Source organism: Rathayibacter iranicus NCPPB 2253 = VKM Ac-1602 (assembly GCF_003149025.1).
Taxonomy (GTDB): Bacteria; Actinomycetota; Actinomycetes; order Actinomycetales; family Microbacteriaceae; genus Rathayibacter; species Rathayibacter iranicus.
Genome location: NZ_QGDV01000009.1, coordinates 55,987 through 74,384, shown reverse-complemented (window position 1 = coordinate 74,384; position 18,398 = coordinate 55,987). Strand labels below are relative to the sequence as shown.

Below are 18,398 nucleotides of genomic sequence, written 5' to 3'. Positions count from 1 at the left end.
CGATCGGTTCGCGACGGCATGTCGTGTCATCAGCCTACGCCTGATGGCACTGCCTGTCGTCGTCTATCCTGAGCGGATGGCACGCTGGGCACCCGACGCCGCACTCCGCCTCGAGCGCGCCGCACGAGAACTCTTCGCCGAACACGGCTACAGCGGGACGACCGTGCCGGCAATCGCCGAGCGCGCAGGGCTGACGACGCGGACCTTCTTCCGCCATTTCGCCGACAAACGCGACGTACTCTTCCTCCGCGAACGCGAGTTCCCCGAGGTCGTCAGCCGGCTTCTGGTCGACGCGCCTGCCGGGCTGGATCCGCTGGCGTTGGCGATGCACGGCTTCGAGGCGGCGACCGGCGAGCTTGAGCGCTGGCGGTCCGAGATCATGGCGCGTCGGGCCGTGGTCCGCTCTGATCCCCGGCTCCGCGAGCGCGAACTTCTCAAGACGGCCGCACTGGCCGAGAGTGTGCGCGCGGCCCTGATCGCCGCGGGTGTCGAGGCCGCCGACGCGACACTCGTCGCGCACACTGCCTCCGCTCTCTTCGAGGTGGCCCTCGAACGGTGGATCACCGCAGCGGTGACGCCCTCGCTGCTCGACGTGCTCCGAGCCGAGCGCGCGCGGCTCGACGCGCTGGTATCGCCTCCGCCGAACTGATGTGCACGCCAACGTGTCCCGGTCGGCTCCCGGGCGTCGGCGGGGTTCAGGCCCCGATGGCCCAGGGAAATACGGGCGCGTTCGAGCGAGCGCCCTCGCGGGCCCGGGAGCGGTTCGGCTCGCCGAGGTCCACGAGCAACGCCTCCGACTCGCCGACGAGAGCGGCGAACCCCGACGGCGTGAGCCAGCTTGGACGCAGCGCGAACAGCAGATCCTCGGTCGCCGTGTTGCCGCTGGCGCCCGGAGCGAATGGGCAGCCGCCGAGGCCTCCGAGGGCGCCGTCCACGACGCTCGCTCCCGCCTTCACGGCGGCGATCGCGTTCGCGACGCCGGAGCCCCACGTGTCGTGGCCGTGGAACACAATCTCGCGCGCGGGCGTCTCCGCTGCGACTCGGCCGATCAGCGAGGCGACCTGGCCCGCGTGGGCCTGGCCGAGCGTGTCGCAGACGACCACGTCCTCCGCTCCCTCCGCCCGGTGGTCCTGAGCAATCGCGAGGACGCGGTCGGGATCGACGGCCCCCTCGAACGGGCAGGTGAACGATGTGGCGATGCACAGCTGAATCCGTCCGCCGACGCCGTGGGCGAACGCCACCGCGTCCGGCATCGCGTCCAGGCTCGCCTCGGTCGAGCGACCGATGTTGGCCCGGTTGTGCGAGTCGGATGCCGATAAGCAGTATTGGAACCGCCGGGCGCCGGCGGCCGCGGCGCGCTCGACGTGGCGCGGAGTCGCGACCCATACCCAGCAGCGTTCGAGTTCTTCCGGGGTCAGCGCCGCAATCACGTCGAGCGTGTCGGCCATCGGCGGCACGAGGTCGCCACGCGCCAGCGATCCGATCTCGAGCTCGGGCACGCCCGCGGCGAGCAGAGCACGGGCGAGGTCGACCTTGCGCTTGGTCGAGAGCAGCTTGCCGGTCAGTTGGAGGCCGTCGCGAAGGGTGACGTCGCGCAGGCGCGCGGCGGCGAGCGCGGTCACCGGTCGCCGTCCTCGATAGCAGACGCGCGCGTCGTCCCGGTGCGCTGGAGCATCGCCAGCACCTCCTCGGTGTCCTGGCCCAGGGCGGGCGCGAGAGTCCGGATGGGCAGGGAGCGCGCACCGAACACCGGCACGATCCCGGGGAAGCCGACGCTCGGAAGGGTCCCGCCGCCGTCCTCGACGTCGAAGCGCTGGATCATGTCGCGCGCGGCATACTGCTCGCTCGTGCTGATATCGGCGGCGGTGTAGATCGGCCCGGACGGAACGCCGTTCTCGTCGAGGACCGCGAGCGCCTCCGCCGAGGTCAGGCGGCCCGTCCATGCTCCGATTGCCGCATCTAGCTCGTCGCGCCGCCCCCACCGCAGCTCGTTCGTGGCGAGCCCCGGGTCCTGGCCCAGGTCGCTCCGCCCGATGATCGCCATCAGGCGCTGGAAGATCGCGTCGGCGTTTCCGGCAATGACGATGCTCGACCCGTCGGAGCAGGTGTAGGCGTTCGTCGGGGCGATGCCCTCCATCCGCCCGCCGACGCGCTCGCGGATGATGCCGTGCGCCTCGTAGTCGGGGATCAGCGACTCCGTCATCGAGAACATTGCCTCGTTCAGCGCAACGTCGACGATCCGCTCGACCAACGGAGCCGGACCCTGCCCGGCCGCGCGCCGCGTCTCGCGTTGGAAGAGCGCCATCATTACGCCGTACCCGGCGTACAGGCCTGCGATGGAGTCGCCGATCGACACGCCGACACGCACAGGCGGGCGGTCCGGGTCGCCGACGAGTTCGCGGAAGCCGCCCATCGCCTCCGCCACGGCCGCGAAACCAGGCCGGGCCGAGAGCGGGCCGGTCTGGCCGAACGCGGAGATGCGGCCGATCACGATGCCCGGATTCGCCTCGTCGAGCACGTCGGGCCCGATCCCCCAGCGTTCGAGCGTGCCGGGCCGGAAGTTCTCGAGCACCACGTCACACTCGGCGACGAGGCGCCGCACGACGTCCCGACCCTCCTCCGTCCGCAGGTCGAGGGCAATTGAGCGCTTGTTGCGGTTGATCGTGTGGAAGAGCAGCGACGTATCGGAGCCCTCGTGCAGCCGCCACCGACGCAGCTCGTCCCCAGTACCGGGGCGCTCGACCTTAATCACCTCGGCACCGAAGTCGGCCAGCAGCCGCCCCGCGGTGGGCGCAGCGATGAAGTTGCCGAGTTCGAGGACTCGGACCCCCGCGAGCGGGGCGAGCGGTGCCGACATCACTCCCCTTCCGACCCGATGCGCCGCCACTCGACGCTCCCCCGAGGCTAACGGAGCCCCCACCCCAGACCCGATCCGGCCTCCGAACGCGGGGGATCCGTCGCGGACGGCCCGTGCCACGCGCGTCCACGCACCACCCGCGACGGATCGACGCGGGGACGGGCGCGGTGAAGCGCCGCGCGTCAGCCGCGCGCGGTGCGGAGCGCGTCGGCCGCCTGCTGCGCGGCGCGGCGGACGTCGCGGTCGGGGTCGCGGAGCATCCCTGTCAGTGTGCCCTCGACGCTCGCCGCGAACTCACCCCTCTCGTCGCGACCCGACGATATCCCCGCGAGCGCCGCGGCGACGAGCGCACGAGCGCCGGCGGACCGGACGCGCGGATGCTCATCGGTCGTGAGGCGCCCCAACTTCTTCTGGCCGCCGAGCACGCGCTCAGCGCAAACGCGCGCGCACATCTCGCGCACCCGCCACGAGGCGTTCGCCAGGCCGGCGGTCACCGCGTCCGCCGCATCGTCGTCCCACACATAGAGCAGAGCGCGGGCGCCCCAGAGTTCGGGCCAGTACAGCGACGGAGCACCCTTCAGCACTCCGTCGGCGTGCTCGCCGCCCACGGTCAGGAGGAAGGATTCGCCTTCGTAGCCACCCGCGAGCAGCGACGCGGAGCGCAGAGCGACCGTGCGCTCCCCCTCCCGGGCGACCTGGGCGCGCAGACGCTCCTCAAGGGAGTCGGTAAGAGTGACGGTCGGTTCGTTGTCGCGTGCCATATGGCTCCCGACAGTACCCGCCCCGACACTCACCTCGAGCAACTCCTCACGCTCAGCGACCGCGTGACCGTGCTGCGCGGCTGGGCGCACCCTCTCTCGGCGGCCGAGACCGACGAGTTGGCGAGAACCAACGTCGAGGCGCTCAACACCTCGCCGGCCGACCGCGACGACGACTGACCCTCACCGCGGACGCATCGCCACCCCGCGTCATGGGGGCCCCGTCGAGTCGTCACGAACGGCTGTATCCGGCGGGGAACGGGCAGCCATTCGTGACGAATCGAAGCGGGTCGCGGGAAAGTCGCGGAAAAGAGGGGCGGGCTCGGGGAAAGCGGCGAGCGGGGCAGCGCACGCTCCTCCGTACCGCCCGGGACGCCGCTGAGGGACCTCTGTTGAGACCGGAGCGGACGCGATGACAAGCTCGAGAGTTGGAAGCCCCGCGGCGGTCCCGGGCACCTACTCCCTGGAAAGGCCAGCCATGCCCTCGGTCTCCGCGCACGTCGCCCACGTCCTCGCCTCCTCCGTCAGCCACGTCTTTGGGGTGATGGGCAACGGCAACGCGCACGTGATCGACGCGCTGGAGCGGCAGCCCGGCACCCGTTTCCTCGCCCTGCGCCACGAGGCCGGCGCCGTCGTCGCAGCGGACGCGCACTACCGCACGGGCGGCGGGATCGCCGCGGCAACGACCACGTATGGGCCCGGGTTCACGAACACGCTCACCGCGCTGGCGGAGGCGGCGCTGGCGCACTCGCCGCTGCTGCTCATCGTCGGCGACGAGCCGAGCACGGGGCGGCGGCCATGGAGTGTCGACCAGCCGGCGATGGCCTCCGCAGCGGGAGTACGGACCTTCACCGTCGGCTGTCACGATGCCGCGGCAACGACCTCCCGCGCACTCACGCACGCGCTCGCCGCGCAGGTCCCAGTCGTCCTCGCGATCCCCGCTGACCTTGCCACCGCGGATGCTGGCGGCCTGCCTGCCGTGCCGAGCATCCCGTCGGCCGCGCGCGTCGCACCCTCAGACGCATCAATTGCGCAGCTCGCCGCAGCGATCTCGACGGCCGAGCGCCCCCTGCTCGTCGCTGGTCGCGGTGCCTGGCTCTCGGGCGCCGCGGACGCACTCGGCGAACTCGCCGACCTCACCGGAGCCATCACCACCTCGAGCGTGCTTGGCCTTGGGCTGTTCCCGCGCGCCGAGTACGACCTCGGCGTGGCGGGCGGCTTCGGCGCGGAGGGAGCGATGTCGCTTATCCGCGAGGCCGACCTCGCAATCGTCTTCGGGGCGTCGCTCGCCCGCTTCTTCCTGCGATCCGGAACTCTCTTCTCCCCCGGCACGCACGTCGCGCAGGTCGACGTGGTCGACGCCGCAACGGATGATCGGGTCGATCACTACGTCCGGGGCGACGCGCGTCTGGTCGCCGAAGCGCTCGTGCGGAAACTCCGCGACCGGGAACCGGCACCGAAGGGCTGGCGTGACTGCGTCGACCCTGTTGTCCTCCGCGCGCACGAGGAGGGCGATCCCCTAGCTCCCGACGGCCGGCTCGACCCGCGCTCGACGGCCCGGGCGCTGGCCGAGCACCTTCCCGAGGATCGGGTCGTCGTGACCGACGGCGGCCACTTTCTCGGCTGGCCGATCATGTACTGGCCGTACACCTCCCCCGACCGCCTGGCGACGCTGGGTACCGCGTTCCAAGCGATCGGCCTCGGCTTCCCGGCGGTGGTAGGAGCGACGCTCGCGAGACCGGACGCCACCGTGGTGCTCGTCACTGGCGACGGCGGCGGCCTGATGGCGCTCGCCGACCTCGAGTCCGCGATCCGCGTGGCGGGCGGACGGGGACTGGCGGTGGTGTGGAACGACGCCGCCTACGGAGCCGAGTTGAACGTCTACGGCGCGCTGGGCCTCGCCGATGCTCCGATGCTGATCCCGGAAGTCGACTTCGCGGGTGTGGCGTCCTGCTTCGGCGCTGAGGGCGTGGTCGTCCGTGAGCTGGCGGATGTGCGGGCGCTCGCTGACTGGACGGCGCAGGATCCCGTGGAGCGGCCCTTCCTCCTCCTGGACCTGCGGATCTCGGCGCGGATCGTGGCGCCCTACCTCCACGACCTCGTTCGCGCCGCTGCCGCGCACTGACTGGCGGTGTTCGGAACCGAGGTTCAGCGGGCCCCAACCTGGACTTTGCGGGCTCTCGACGGATGTGAACCTCGGTTACAGACAGGAACGGGCCTGCGAGACTTCGAGGATGGAAGATGACGAGCTCGCCGAGCTGCAGCGGCGAGCCTACGGGCGCCGCTCCGACATCGAGCGCGATCCCGGTGCACTCGCCCGGCTGCACCACCTCGAGGCTCGGGAGCGGCGCGGCGCGAACGAGCCCGCACCGTCGCTCCTGACCCGGGATGAACCGACCCTCGCCCAGGAGGACGCGGTCGCTCCGCCCGAGGACATGCCGTCTGCGGGCGGCTCCGGAGCACCGAAGAGGCGCCTGCTCCTGCACCTCGCCGCCCTCGCCGCGACGGCCGCTCTCGCCGTCGGAGCGACCCTCGTCGTCACGAGCGCGGCGGAGCCGCCCGGCCGCGAGACCGCCGTGCTGCCGCTGACCAGCGGCACCGACATCCCGGGCTGGGAGGACCTCGGCTTCGAGGGTTCGCTCACCACCGAGGACTTCGACGGGCTCACCGTTGTCAAGCAGCGCAGCGGCGGGGACGGCGGGGCGTGCCTCTACGTCGTGCGCACCGTCGACCCGCGGGAGGGGCCTTTCCACTCGGGCTGCACAGCGAACTCCTTCCCCGCAATCGCCCAGTTCACGGTGTCCTCTGTGTCGCCAGAAGCCCTGCAGGAGCGCTTCCCCGTCGGCTCCGCGCTGCAATTCATCTTGCGCGGCGAAGAGGTGCACGTCGTCTCCGATGCCTCGACGGCGTAGCCCGTCGTGATCGCTGAGGCACTCAGCCGTCGCGCGGCGGCTGTGAGGACCTCTGGGCAGCGGTCGTGGATGGGTATCTCGTCGCCGCGCGCCACCGCCTCACCGGGCGTGAGAAGATTCTCCGTGTCGCGGCGACAAGCTCCGGGAATGCCGCTGATCAGGAGGCGAGAGATGGCGTCGACAGCCCTTGGGGGCGTGTATGTGCTTTCAGAGTCGGGAGTCGATCAATTGATCGAACTCGAGAGATCACAGAACAGTGCACCGTTGTCTTCTCCCGGGTTTGTTTCTCGTCGACCATCCGACCGAGAAAGCTTGGATCGAACATTGTCGGCCCTCCAGCGCCGAGTGAGTGGACGGTCGAGCCGAAAGGCGTGACGTCTCTTTCAACTGGGCGGATCGCGTACAACGTATAACACCGTACGGTCTACGCGATGGGCGGCTCCGAGCGGTCCGCGGCTCTGATGGGCCTGCCGGTCGTGCGGACGAAGCTGTTCATTTACATCATCAGCGGCCCGCTCGCCGGTCTGGCGGGAGTGGTCTACACGGCCCGCCTCGGCAGCGCGCAGAACATCACTGGCGCCGGCTGGAAACTCGACGCCATCGCGGCGACCGTCATCGGTGGCACGCTGCTCACGGGCGGCGTCGGCTTCGTCCTCGGCTCGGTGATCGGGGCCCTCGTGCTCGGCCTGATGAACGTCGTGATTACCCGCGACGGTGGCATCCCGCCGGAGACGACCACGATCATCACCGGCGGCATCCTGTTGATCTTCGTACCCCTCCAACACGCGGTCATGGCCCGGAGTAAGACGTAACCGGGCTCTCGACCCAGATCGGTGCCTCCCTCGTCCCCGTGGATGAGGGACGCACCGTCGCGTTCGGGCGGGGGCGAAGCACGGTCGCTACGCGCTGATTGGCCCCTCCGCTCCCATTTTTTAAATGATCGACATATGTTGCCCATAAGTGCCCAACCTCCACAATGAGGGATTGCCCGCACGGCCTCGGCCGCCCTAGAGTCGGCACCGTCAAACTTTGGAGAACAAATGAAGAGAACCAACAAATCGTCTCGCGAGATCGTGAGCCGCATCTTCGCCATGTTGTGTATCGTCGTGGCCCTTATTGGAGGGGCCTCGACCGCTGCGCTCGCCGAGGGGATCAACTCGACTAAGTCTGGATCCGATCTCACCGCAGGCCAGACACTGAAATCGCCCAATGGGACGTTTAGCGCAACGATGCAGACCGATGGAAACTTTGTAGTTTACTCCGGCTCGCAATCCACGTGGTCCAGTGGAACGAACGGAAACGCGGGCACAAAACTCTCGGTGCAATCCGATGGCAACCTTGTCCTATACTCCGCCGCAAATAAGCCGGAGTGGCAAAGTGGAACTAGCGGCACCGCCACCTCAACAGTTCTCACAATGCAGAACGACGGAAACCTGGTTCTGTACAGCACCGGCGGGATCTCCCTCTGGTCAACCCTCAACGGCCCGACCGGGTACAGCCAAGATCACATGGTGAATTCTCAGACACTGCGATCCACATGGGCACTCGTTTCGAGCAACCTGCGCTACAAAGCAGCAATGCAATCAGACGGAAATTTTGTCGTCTACGATAATTTAACTCCGACATTTTCGACCGCGACAAACGGCGGCAATCGGCTGGTTCTACAAGATGACGGCAACGTAGTGGTTCTCGCTAGCGACGGGAGTCCATTGTGGAACGCTGGCACTGGAGGATATTCAAGATCAACAACACTCACGATGCAGAATGATGGGTCTCTCGAGCTAACTTCCACCGGAGCCATTAAACTCTGGAGTGCCAGACTTGGGGACATTATCAAGCCTGCTCTCAGTGCGAGCATATCTGCGGACATCAATCATCGAAACGCTCAGTCCCTTGTCGCTGGAGCCGCTCAAATCAGCCAGTACCCGCAACCTACATCCAGTGAGACACAAGGCCGAGCGTCGTCGGTGGCTACACAAGACGAGCGCCTAAGAAGACAGCGCGATCTCTACGTAAATGCCGGAGAGAAGCTGACAAGCTTCTCGACCGATTACTCGATAGACTCGATCACAATAAGTGGAACGAGCGCTTCCGCGGTTGTTTCCGAAAGAACCTATCTGACAAGAGCCGGGGTAGCGTCTTCAGTGAACCAACACCAATCATTCTACGCTCTCCAGCAAACAGCTCGGCTCGAGTACGGCAATGAAGCCTGGAAGCTCCACAACCTGGACCATCGAGAGATTTCGGACGACAGGATCCCGGAAACGATCCTTCCCAGCAGCCAGTCCGTCGCGGCCCAGTCTGATGGCTCAGCCGCAAAGAAACTAGATCAGCTTATGGAATCAAAAAGTTTCTCTCAAAGCGACGATGCTCTTTCATCCCCGATGGTCGCTCAAGGCAAGGCGCAAGCAGAAAAGGAAGAGGCTGACAAAAAGATAAGTCTGCAATACGTATCCGGCTCACCGTACGACAAAAGGGCTGCGGTTCTTTATGCGCGTCAGCACGCCGAAAATCGGGCGCCCGCAACGCAGTTCAAGCCAAATGACGATGATTGCGCCAATTTCATCTCGCAAGCGTTGTGGGCGAGCGGCTGGCCACAAGTTGGAGGGCCCATTTCTGGAGACGGCGATGAACATAACTGGTTCGGCAATGCGGCAAAATTGTCTGATACTTGGGGCAAAGCTCAGCCGCTATTTGACTACGGTTTTCACACGACCGGCCGATTCCATTACGTTGACAACTCCGCGCGACCTGGACTAGGAGACATTACGTTCTGGATCTGGTCCAACAAAAAGACACACCTGCCAGGGAATAACGTCTTCGACCACGCGTCAATTGTCACCTCTCTCGACCCTAACGGAATGCCGTACTACAGCTACCACTCGGACGACATCCGTGACAAACCGCTCTCCGCAATCCTTGCTCAAGATCCGAACGCCATTTATTCCGATTGGAGCTACTAACATCAACTCAGATTGGTGGGAATCCCCCGAGCCGCCGCTTGCACTGCCAAGATCGCAGCGTAGCCGGATCCTTCGGCGAACCATTGGACTCTGCGCACTGCTTGTAGTGATTGTCGCAATCGTCGCGATTACTCTGATTCTCAACGATGACCCGACCGCCGGCACTGTGCCTCCGGTCGGCGCCGATCGAGCCACTGTGACCGATATTTTCACGGCTTTAGATGCGTCCGACAATGAAGCGCTCCGTCGAGTTACCCCGGCGACATCGGACGATCTCCGACAGGAAGTTGTTCGCAGCTGCGGAGACATCGACCCAGACGGGCGGTCCATCGACATCCATAACGACCTTGTGCCGACGCCCGTCGGTGTCGAAGTGAGCGGAACGTCACGACGAGGCAACTTGAGAGAAGTCTGCACGCTCAACCTACAATGGCTGCCGGATCAAGGGTGGCAAGTCTCGGCCCGCACAGGAGGACTGAACGATCCCTCCTGAGGGTCGTGAACTAGCGTCGATAACGGGACGCGCTCCTCTTCAGGGCGCGTAGCACAGGCGGGTCGCCAATTCCCCTGTAGCCGTGAGCGAGCGACCGATATGGCAGTTCTCCTGCATGACGCGGGTTCTGCGATAGCCCTGGCAAACACCCGCGTATTCTTTTTTCCAACGCGCAGGAACGGGCACACCTCCTCAGCGTTCAGCGGGTGAACGCGAGTCGGGCCTTACATCGACGCTCCTCCTGGGCCACCTTGTCGCGGTGACGGCCGGCACCCGGGCGGAACCGCGCTCCTTCGGACATCACCTTGTACGTTGAAACAGCTTCGATCAGCGGGAGCGATGTGTCCCAGCGCCGGTCTGGTCTACACGGCTCGTCTCGGCAGCGCGCAGAACATCACCGGCACCGGCCGGGAACTCGACGCCATCGCAGCGACCGTCATCGGCGACACGCTGCTCACCGGCGGCATCCTGCTCGTCTTCGTCGTCGTCACTGAGATCTTGCTCAGGGGACACCGGCTGCCGTATGGTCGGCAACCGCGAGCGATGCTCGAACGCGTCGGTCCTCCTCGGGACGCCGATGCCCCCTCCTCGGATCGGAGTGACCGCCATGAGTTCGGAGTGGTTCTTCTCTCCCGAGGCCGAGTTCCACCGGCCGGGAACCCGCGGCGGTCGGATCCTCCGTCGGATCGTCGGGCTCAGCGTGCTGCTGCTCCTGCTGGTCGCGATCACCGTTGTTGCCGCCATGATCAACGACGACCCGACGGCCGGCACAGTGCCTCCGGCCGGTGCCGACCGGAGCACCGTGGCCGACATTCTCCGCGCGCTGGACGCTTCCGATCCCGACGCCCTCGGTCGAGTCGTCCCGGCGACCTCCGCCGAGCTCCGCGAGCAGCTGGCCCTCAGCTGTGGGGACATCGCCCCGGACGGGCGGTACGTCGACATCCACGACGACCTAGTGCCGATGCGGGTCGGAGCCGAGATCGGCGGATCCTCGCGACGAGACGGATCAAGCGAGGTGTGCACGCTCGACCTGCGCTGGCTGCCCGATCAGGGGTGGAAGGTGTCGGCCCGCTCGGGAGCCTTCGCGGACCGCTGAGGGCTTTTCGAGCGGTCGGCTCAGCGCCGCGCGCTTCCGTCGCCGAGCAGGCGGTCGAGCAGTTCGCTCAGCAGGGCGCGCTGGTCGGAGTCGAGGGGGGCCAAAAAGGACTCCTCTGCAACGAGGTGGGTCGGTAAGGCGCGATCGGCGAGCGCCTTCCCCTCTGGGGTGAGTGTCACGATCCGCCCGCGGGCGTCGTCCGGGTTCGGCTCGCGGCGGATCAGTCCCGCCGCGTCGAGGCGATTGAGCCGCTGCGCGACAGCCGCCGTCGTCACCATGCTCGATGCGGCCAGGGCCGACGGCGAGAGCGAGTACGGAGCACCGGAGCGCACCAGCGTGAACAGCACGTCGAAGGACCCGGCGTCGAGGCCGTAGCGCGCGTGATCGGCCGAGATCTCGGAGTCGAGCTTCGCCGCGACGCGAGCGAGGCGTCCGATTACTCCCATCGGCGAGGCGTCGAGGTCGGGACGCTCGCGCGCCCAGGCGGCCAGGATCTCGTTGATTGCAATCATCGCGCCATTCTAGAACTGACGCTAAGCACTTAGATATACTACCTAAGTGCTTAGCAAACTGACTCCGTCTCTGACCGCCCTTGCGCCGATCCTCTGGGGTACCACCTACCTCGTCACCGCCACCGCCCTGCCGCCCGGGACGCCGCTGCTCGCGGCCGTGCTGCGAGCGCTCCCCGCCGGCCTGATCCTCCTCCTGGCCACCCACACCCTGCCGCGCGGCTCCTGGTGGTGGCGCTCCCTCCTCCTCGGCGCGCTCAACATCGGAGTCTTCTTCCCGCTCCTGTTCATCGCCGCCTACCGACTGCCCGGCGGCGTCGCGGCGACGCTCGGAGCGGTACAGCCGCTGATCGTGCAGACGATCGCCGCCCGCCTGCTCGGCGAGCGCCTCCGGCCGCGAGCACTCGTCGCCGGAGTCGTCGGGCTGGTCGGAGTGGGCCTGCTCGTCCTCCAGTCGGGCGCGCATCTGGACGCGCTCGGCGTCGCGGCCGCACTCGGCGGCACCTGCTCGATGGCACTCGGGATCGTGCTCGCGAAGCGCTGGCCCGCCCCGGTCCCTCCTCTCACCGCGACCGCCTGGCAGCTGACCTGGGGCGGGCTGCTCCTCGTGCCAGTCCTGCTCGTAGTGGAGGGACTGCCTCCGAGCCTGAGCGCCACGAACGTCGCGGGGTTCGCCTATCTCGGGATTATCGGCGGCGCGGTGGCCTACGCGCTCTGGTTCGCCGGTCTCCGCCGCCTGCCGGCAGTGACGAGCTCGTTCCTCGGGCTGCTCAGCCCGCTGGTGGCAACACTCCTCGGCTGGCTCGTTCTCGCACAGGACTTCACCCCCGGACAGGCGCTCGGAGCGGCCCTCGTCCTCGGTGCGCTCGTCGCGGTGACGACGGCCCCGCGGGGAGGGGAGTCGCCCCGGTGACGGAGGCGCTGACAGTCGCCGCCGCCCCGTGCCCGTGAGGGAACCCCGAACCGTCACCGATGTCCTGGGACAGAACCGTCACCGATGTCCCGAGACTTCACCGTCGAGGGCGCCCGCTACCCGGGGCTCCCTCGACGGTCCGGGGTTCCCCCGGCGCTGGGCCGTGCACCAGAGTGAACGGATGACCACCTCTCTGGAGGCGCCGACTCGGCGTCTCGGCCTCATCGCGCTCGTGGCGACCCTCGGGGGACTGCTGTTCGGCTACGACACCGGCGTCATCAACGGGGCGCTGGAGCCGATGTCGGTCGAACTCGGGCTGACCGCGCTGACAGAAGGGGTCGTCACCAGCTCGCTGCTCTTCGCGGCGGCGGTCGGCGCCGTCAGCGGCGGCCGCCTCTCCGATGCGATCGGCCGGCGCGCCACCATCCACCTGCTCGCCGTGCTCTTCCTCGTCGGGGCGCTCGTCTGCGTCGTGGCGCCGGGCTTTGGAGTGATGGTGATCGGCCGCGCGGTCCTCGGCCTCGCCGTGGGCGGAGCTTCGGTGGTCGTACCGGTCTACCTGTCCGAAATCTCGCCGTCCGAGATCCGCGGCTCCCTCGCCGGGCGCAACGAGCTGATGATCGTAATCGGCCAGCTCGCCGCCTTCGTCGCGAACGCCATCATCGGCACCGTGTGGGGCGAGCTGCCCGGAGTCTGGCGTGTGATGCTCGCCGTCGCCGCGCTGCCCGCCGCGGCGCTCCTGATCGGCATGACCCGCGTGCCGGAGTCGCCCCGCTGGCTGCTCGCGCACGGCCGACGCGAGGAGGCGCTCGGCGTCCTGTCGATGATCCGCACGCCCGAACGGGCCGAAGCGGAGGCGGAGGAGATCGCGCGATCGGTCGGCACCGCCGAGGGCCCGAAGGCCCCGCTGTTCCAGGCCCTCCGCGAGCGCTGGGCCGTCCGCATCCTCCTGGTCGGCATCGGCATCGGAGTCGCGCAGCAGCTCACCGGCATCAACTCGATCATGTATTACGGCCAGTCGGTGCTCAAGGAGGCGGGCTTCGACCATGACAGCGCCCTGGTCGCGAACATCGCCCCCGGCGCGATAGCCGTGCTCGGCGGGCTGATCGGCCTGCGGCTGATGCAGACGATGAACCGCCGCACGACCCTCCTGCTCGGCTACTCGCTGACGACCACGATGCACATCCTGATCGGCCTCGCCTCCCTCGCCCTCCCCGTCGGCAATCCGGCGCGGCCGTTCGTGATCCTCGTGCTGGTGGTCGCGTTCGTCGGCAGCATGCAGACGTTCCTCAATATCGTCACCTGGGTGATGCTGTCCGAGATCTTCCCACTGCGGATCCGCGGGGTCGGCGTCGGCATCGCGATCTTCTGCCACTGGCTGACGAACGCGGTGCTCGGCCTGTTTTTCCCCACCCTCGTCTCCGGCGTCGGCATCACCGGCACGTTCTTCCTCTTCGGCGCGGTCGGCGTCCTGGCGCTCGTCTTCATCGCGAAGCGCGTGCCCGAGACGCGTGGCCAAGCCCTCGAGGAGGTCGAGGCTGGCGTCGTCTCAGGCTCCCTCCTCCACCGCTGACCGCCGTTCCGCGAGGGAGCGGGCGCCTACTGGTAGGTGATGAGGTCGGGGAGCGGGCGGACGTTGGCCAGGGTCTCGGCGGGGGTCAGCATGGGCTTGTCTTCGTCGTAGAAGTTCTTCCACCCCCAGGCGATGTCCGCGGCTGCGTCCTGGTGCAGCGCCTCCCAGGTCGCCTGCTTGTCGGGCTGCGAACCCTGGCCGTCGACGTGGATGAGGAACTCGAGTTCAGGTCGGTCACGGCGGATGTTCTCGCGGTCCTGCAACATCGTGAGCCGGAACTGGTGCAGGACGAACATCTTCGGCGGCAGGCCCTCGCTGTGCACGAGGTCGGCGAGCCACTCCGACACGCTGTCGACCTCAGCGGCGGACACGCGGCCGATTTGCTGGAGCGGCTTTTGACCCGGCAGTAGCCGCCACTCTGGATCGAGGGCCAGCCCGACGTGCGGCAGCCGGAGCAGATCGGCGTACTGCTTCGCCTGCGTGAGGAAGTCGGTCAGCCCCGACTGCAGGTCGAGCACCACGTACATCCCGGTCTCCTGCGCGGCGTCGACGTAGGGGCGCAGGTCGGCAGGATCGAGCTCGTTCGAGTAGTTAGCGTCCGACCCAGGATCGCCGGCCGCGACCGTCGTGATGATCTCGAGACTCGGGACCACCTGCTTCTTGGTCAGCGCGCGATACGGCTCGGCGACCGCCTGAGCCCTGGCGATGGTCGGCTCAAGCCCCTGCTCGCCCAGGACGCCGAGCACCGGCGCTCCCGGGGTGCCATAGATCGCGACGAACAGGTGATTGCCGAAGGCGCGCTGGCCTCCGCCGGGCAACTGCCACCCGTTCGCGGCCGCGCGCACGGCCCACTCGGGCTCGGGCTGGGCGGCGAGCACGGGGCCCAGCAGCAGAGTGCAGGAGGCGTCAGCGTCGGCAATCGCGGTGACGGCGCCTCCCGAGGCGAGCAAATCGTCGCCGTCGACCATCGTGATAGGGACGCCTGCGGCCCGGGCGGTCGCGAACGCGGCGACGTCCGCGTCCTCGGCGCGGGCGAGACCGTGCAGGCCCGTCAGCACCTCGGCCCGCGGTGGGAGGGCGCCGAACGGAGCGTCCGCCGGTACCGCAGGGGTGTAGGCGGCGAGGTCGGCCAGCGTGAGGTCGGTGACGCTCACGCCAGTCGCCTGGGCAATGGCCGCGGCGTCGGGGGTCGAGACGACCACGCTGACTCCCTCTGGAGCGGTGACGTTGCCGATTGCGATAACCCGCGTGGCGCCGAGGCGCGCGAATTCGGCGGTAAGAGCCTCGGCGGCCGGAGCGGACACGGTGGGCGTCGGAGGATCGACGGAAGACGCAGATTCGGCGGGCGCGAAGTTGGCGGACGCGGAATCCGTGGACGCGGCCCCAGAGTCCGCCGTCGCCGCGGGCGTCGCTCCGGCGTCGTCTGCCGCGCCGATCAGCAGCGGCACGCCCCACGCGATGCTCACCTGGGCGGCGCGAATTCGCGAGGCCGGCACATCCTCCACGAGCACGACCAGCGGAGCCGCCGAGAAGAGGGCAGCGCTCGCGGCAAGAGCGTCCGGGACCAGGGCAACCGGACCGCTCGGCGCAGCCGTCCGGGTCCGCGGCGCCTCCTGTGGCCCGCCGTCCGGCGCACTCGCATCCGGCACACAGGCACTGAGGAGAGGGAGCGCCGCGAGCCCGCCGAGAACGACGCTGCGACGGGAGAGGCGAGCGCGGGGCGGGGCGGTCGGGGACGGTGTGGGCACGATGGGTCTCCTCTCGGAGCCCGGGCGGGGGCTCAGTTCGGCACGGATGTCCCGTCGACTATTGCAGCCCCCGCACCCCCATCACCCGGTCCCTCGCCGCGAGACGTCACTTGCGCGCGCCCCCCTTCGGCGTGTCAGGCGCCGCGGGGTCCCCTCGCCGCCTCCCGCCGCTCTCTCGCCGGAAACCGCACTTAGACCGTGCGCGGTGCCTGTGCGAGGTTCGCCTCAAGCTCGTCGCGGTTCTGGCGCACGACGTAGGCCGGACGGTTCCGCTCGACCCGCCACGACTCGCTCAGCGGCGTGATCGCGACGGTGTCGAAACCCATCCGGTCGTAGAGGTCGGTGACGAACTGAATCGCCTCGGGGTAGTCGCTGGAGGTAGCGAGCGCCCGGCGGTCGGGGGTGCCGGCCGGCGATCCCGACGTGGTGATGTCGGCCGCCAGGATGTGGTTGAAGGCCTTCACGACCCGTGATTCCGGCAGGTGCTGCTGCAGCATCTCGCTGGTCGTGGTCTCGCCCGCGTCGAGCGCCTCAATGTGCCCGTCGCGCTCGAAGTAGTAGTTGTTCGTGTCGAGCACGATCTTGCCGGCGAGCGGAGCGACCGGCACCTCCTCGAGGTTCTTCAGCGGCACCGTGACGACGGCGATTTCCGCGGCCTCGGCCGCCTCCTGTGCTGTAGCGGCGCGGGCTTTCGGGCCGAGTTCCGCAACGAGATCGGCGAGGGTCTCGGGGCCACGGGAGTTGGCGATGACCACCTCGTCCCCGAGGGCGATGACCGCCCGTGCTACCTGGCTGCCGATATTGCCTGCTCCGATGATTCCGTAGGTTGTCATGCTGGCTCCAACACGGTCGGATCGACGGCATTCCAGCGTGCGGCGGACTCACACGGCGCATCCAGGTGCGGCGGCTTCTGCGGTAGTTTCGGACGTCGGGCGCCGCCGCTCGACGCTGTCGGGCGTCGTCCCCTTCAAGCCGCCGCCTCAAGGAGCCCGTGATGCCGCAGTACGACCTCCCGCTCGATCTTCTGGAGCAGTACCGTCCGGAGCTGCCGCAGCCCGAGGGCTTCGCCGAGTTCTGGCGCGACACGATCGCCCAGGCGCGGTCGGTCGCGACGGACCCGCGCTTCGAGCCGGTCGACGCCGGCTTACGCCTCCTCGATACCTACGACGTCACCTTTTCCGGCTACGGCGGCCACCCGATCCGCGGTTGGTTAATCCTCCCCCGCGGCATCGAGGGCCCCCTCCCCGCCCTCGTCACCTACATCGGCTATGGCGGCGGTCGGGGCCTGCTTGAAGAGTGGACCGCGATGAGCGCTGCCGGCTACGCGCACCTCGTGATGGACACCCGCGGGCAGGGCTCGGGGCACCGCACCGGAGTGACGCCCGACCCCGTGGGCAGCGGTCCGCACGTGAGCGGAGTCATGACGCAGGGCATCGAGGCCCCCGCCGACCATTACTACCGCCGCGTGTTCACCGACGCCGTCCGTGCGCTCGACGTCCTCCGCGCACACCCCACTGTCGACGCCTCCCGAGTCGCCGTCTCGGGCGGGAGCCAAGGCGGCGGCATCGCCCTGGCCGTCACCGGGATCCTCGGTCTGCTCGGCGAATCCACCTCTGCCCGGGCCGCGATCATCGACGTGCCATTCCTCAGTCACATGGAGCACGCGGTGCGGATGATCGACACAATGCCCTACGGAGAGATCACCCGCTACCTCCGCACCCACCGCGGCTCCGAGGCCTGGGTCTTCGATACGCTGTCCTACTTCGACGGCACCTCGTTCGCGCCGCACGCCTCGGTCCCAGCGATGTTCTCGGTGGCCCTCCTGGACGAAATTTGCCCGCCCTCGACGGTGTACGCCTCCTACAACCGCTACGCGGGGCCACGCGAGATCCGCGTGTATCCCTTCAACGGACACGAGGGCGGCGAGGCATTTCAGCTCGCCGAGCACGTCCGCTTCCTCGCCCGCGAGCTCGGGTAGGGCGTGGGCTACGTCACAGTAGCGCCCGATCCCCGCCGCCTTAGCGCCACTCTCTTCCTCATGCCTCACGACATCCGGCTTCGGAATCGAATGCCCTCGAACAGCGGAAAGACCCTGCACGGATTCTCGTCATCATTACCGTCAGCAGTTCGGCGACGCGCAGCCTCGCTCGGCGCCTACGGCAAGAAGTCACTCCGAAGGTTCCGCTGGAGGTTCCTGAGTAGGAGTCGGCCGAGGGTCAGCTTGCTCACGCACACCCTCATCACCAGGAAGAACGACACCCGCTTCGCGTTGCGCGTTGTCCTCCCGGAGCAGACCCGCCGCGTACCCGGGAGCACACCGCGCGACGGCGCCAACGCGATAAGTCCCGGCAGCCGCTCCCGTATCAAAACTGGCGCGCAACACCGGACCCCCCTCCCCGAAGACAGCCGGTCGCCGAGTCGAATCCGCCACCCGGACCGACATCCCCAACGACTCCCAATAGGCCGCAACCCTACGAGCGTCCCCCAAGAAATCCGTCCCCTCCGGCGCCTCCTGTGAATAGCGGTAACTCGCACCCTGTGCCCCACCAGCGAGAGAACAAACATCCGGCGCTGAC

18 protein-coding genes are annotated in these 18,398 nt (G+C 68.1%); 11 read left to right on the top strand and 7 right to left on the bottom strand.

Going from position 1 to position 18,398, the window contains the following annotated elements:
• Positions 1 to 43 precede the first annotated feature (43 nt).
• Positions 44 to 649, top strand: coding sequence for a TetR/AcrR family transcriptional regulator (locus tag B0H03_RS10540; RefSeq protein ID WP_104265607.1), 606 nt, complete (start codon positions 44 to 46; stop codon positions 647 to 649).
• Between the two features lie 46 nt (positions 650 to 695).
• Here B0H03_RS10540 and B0H03_RS10535 read toward each other — a convergent pair whose 3' ends face one another.
• The 3 genes from B0H03_RS10535 to B0H03_RS10525 form a co-directional block, all read right to left on the bottom strand.
• Complete coding sequence (locus B0H03_RS10535; RefSeq protein ID WP_181075075.1) at positions 696 to 1,622, bottom strand: beta/alpha barrel domain-containing protein; 927 nt, start codon at positions 1,620 to 1,622, stop codon at positions 696 to 698.
• A complete protein-coding gene (locus B0H03_RS10530) occupies positions 1,619 to 2,857 on the bottom strand; it encodes a CaiB/BaiF CoA transferase family protein (RefSeq protein WP_104265608.1) in 1,239 nt (412 codons plus the stop codon). Before B0H03_RS10530 ends, B0H03_RS10535 begins: the two co-directional genes overlap by 4 nt.
• A 182-nt stretch (positions 2,858 to 3,039) precedes the next feature.
• Positions 3,040 to 3,618: a HEAT repeat domain-containing protein gene (locus B0H03_RS10525; protein ID WP_237399532.1), complete on the bottom strand. Its 579-nt coding sequence runs from the start codon at positions 3,616 to 3,618 to the stop codon at positions 3,040 to 3,042.
• Here B0H03_RS10525 and B0H03_RS16615 point away from each other — a divergent pair, their 5' ends adjacent.
• The 6 genes from B0H03_RS16615 (at position 3,619) to B0H03_RS16240 (ending at position 9,983) form a co-directional block, all read left to right on the top strand.
• Positions 3,619 to 3,795, top strand: coding sequence for a hypothetical protein (locus B0H03_RS16615; protein WP_160487339.1), 177 nt, complete (start codon positions 3,619 to 3,621; stop codon positions 3,793 to 3,795).
• 298 nt (positions 3,796 to 4,093) lie between these two features.
• The gene (locus B0H03_RS10520; RefSeq protein ID WP_104265609.1) at positions 4,094 to 5,740 is read left to right on the top strand and encodes a thiamine pyrophosphate-binding protein; all 1,647 of its coding nucleotides are present in this window, start codon (positions 4,094 to 4,096) and stop codon (positions 5,738 to 5,740) included.
• A gap of 109 nt (positions 5,741 to 5,849) precedes the next feature.
• A complete protein-coding gene (locus tag B0H03_RS10515; RefSeq protein ID WP_104265610.1) occupies positions 5,850 to 6,527 on the top strand; it encodes a hypothetical protein in 678 nt (225 codons plus the stop codon).
• A gap of 431 nt (positions 6,528 to 6,958) precedes the next feature.
• The gene (locus B0H03_RS10510) at positions 6,959 to 7,339 is read left to right on the top strand and encodes an ABC transporter permease subunit (RefSeq protein WP_237399533.1); all 381 of its coding nucleotides are present in this window, start codon (positions 6,959 to 6,961) and stop codon (positions 7,337 to 7,339) included.
• Positions 7,340 to 7,567: 228 nt separating this feature from the next.
• Positions 7,568 to 9,490 (top strand): amidase domain-containing protein, encoded by a 1,923-nt coding sequence (locus B0H03_RS10505; RefSeq protein ID WP_104265611.1) that lies wholly within the window; start codon positions 7,568 to 7,570, stop codon positions 9,488 to 9,490.
• Positions 9,491 to 9,596: 106 nt separating this feature from the next.
• A complete protein-coding gene (locus tag B0H03_RS16240; protein WP_127844001.1) occupies positions 9,597 to 9,983 on the top strand; it encodes a hypothetical protein in 387 nt (128 codons plus the stop codon).
• A gap of 327 nt (positions 9,984 to 10,310) precedes the next feature.
• Here B0H03_RS16240 and B0H03_RS17480 read toward each other — a convergent pair whose 3' ends face one another.
• Positions 10,311 to 10,496: a hypothetical protein gene (locus tag B0H03_RS17480; protein WP_160487340.1), complete on the bottom strand. Its 186-nt coding sequence runs from the start codon at positions 10,494 to 10,496 to the stop codon at positions 10,311 to 10,313.
• Between the two features lie 94 nt (positions 10,497 to 10,590).
• On the opposite strand from B0H03_RS17480, the gene B0H03_RS16605 reads away from it, so the two are divergent.
• Complete coding sequence (locus tag B0H03_RS16605; RefSeq protein ID WP_160487341.1) at positions 10,591 to 11,079, top strand: hypothetical protein; 489 nt, start codon at positions 10,591 to 10,593, stop codon at positions 11,077 to 11,079.
• Between the two features lie 20 nt (positions 11,080 to 11,099).
• On the opposite strand, the gene B0H03_RS10495 is transcribed toward B0H03_RS16605, so the two are convergent.
• Positions 11,100 to 11,591, bottom strand: coding sequence for a MarR family winged helix-turn-helix transcriptional regulator (locus B0H03_RS10495; protein WP_104265612.1), 492 nt, complete (start codon positions 11,589 to 11,591; stop codon positions 11,100 to 11,102).
• 46 nt (positions 11,592 to 11,637) lie between these two features.
• Between B0H03_RS10495 and B0H03_RS10490 the strand changes: the two genes are divergently transcribed.
• Together B0H03_RS10490 and B0H03_RS10485 are read left to right on the top strand one after the other, a co-directional pair.
• Entirely contained in the window at positions 11,638 to 12,501 is an 864-nt protein-coding gene (locus B0H03_RS10490; protein ID WP_206612069.1) for an EamA family transporter, read from the top strand.
• Between the two features lie 181 nt (positions 12,502 to 12,682).
• Positions 12,683 to 14,074 (top strand): sugar porter family MFS transporter, encoded by a 1,392-nt coding sequence (locus B0H03_RS10485; protein WP_104265613.1) that lies wholly within the window; start codon positions 12,683 to 12,685, stop codon positions 14,072 to 14,074.
• Between the two features lie 26 nt (positions 14,075 to 14,100).
• On the opposite strand, the gene B0H03_RS10480 is transcribed toward B0H03_RS10485, so the two are convergent.
• Together B0H03_RS10480 and B0H03_RS10475 are read right to left on the bottom strand one after the other, a co-directional pair.
• Positions 14,101 to 15,822 (bottom strand): hypothetical protein, encoded by a 1,722-nt coding sequence (locus B0H03_RS10480; RefSeq protein ID WP_104265614.1) that lies wholly within the window; start codon positions 15,820 to 15,822, stop codon positions 14,101 to 14,103.
• Positions 15,823 to 16,013: 191 nt separating this feature from the next.
• Positions 16,014 to 16,655, bottom strand: coding sequence for an NADPH-dependent F420 reductase (locus B0H03_RS10475; protein WP_104265615.1), 642 nt, complete (start codon positions 16,653 to 16,655; stop codon positions 16,014 to 16,016).
• 161 nt (positions 16,656 to 16,816) lie between these two features.
• On the opposite strand from B0H03_RS10475, the gene B0H03_RS10470 reads away from it, so the two are divergent.
• Positions 16,817 to 17,800, top strand: coding sequence for an acetylxylan esterase (locus B0H03_RS10470; RefSeq protein WP_104265616.1), 984 nt, complete (start codon positions 16,817 to 16,819; stop codon positions 17,798 to 17,800).
• Positions 17,801 to 18,398 lie beyond the last annotated feature (598 nt).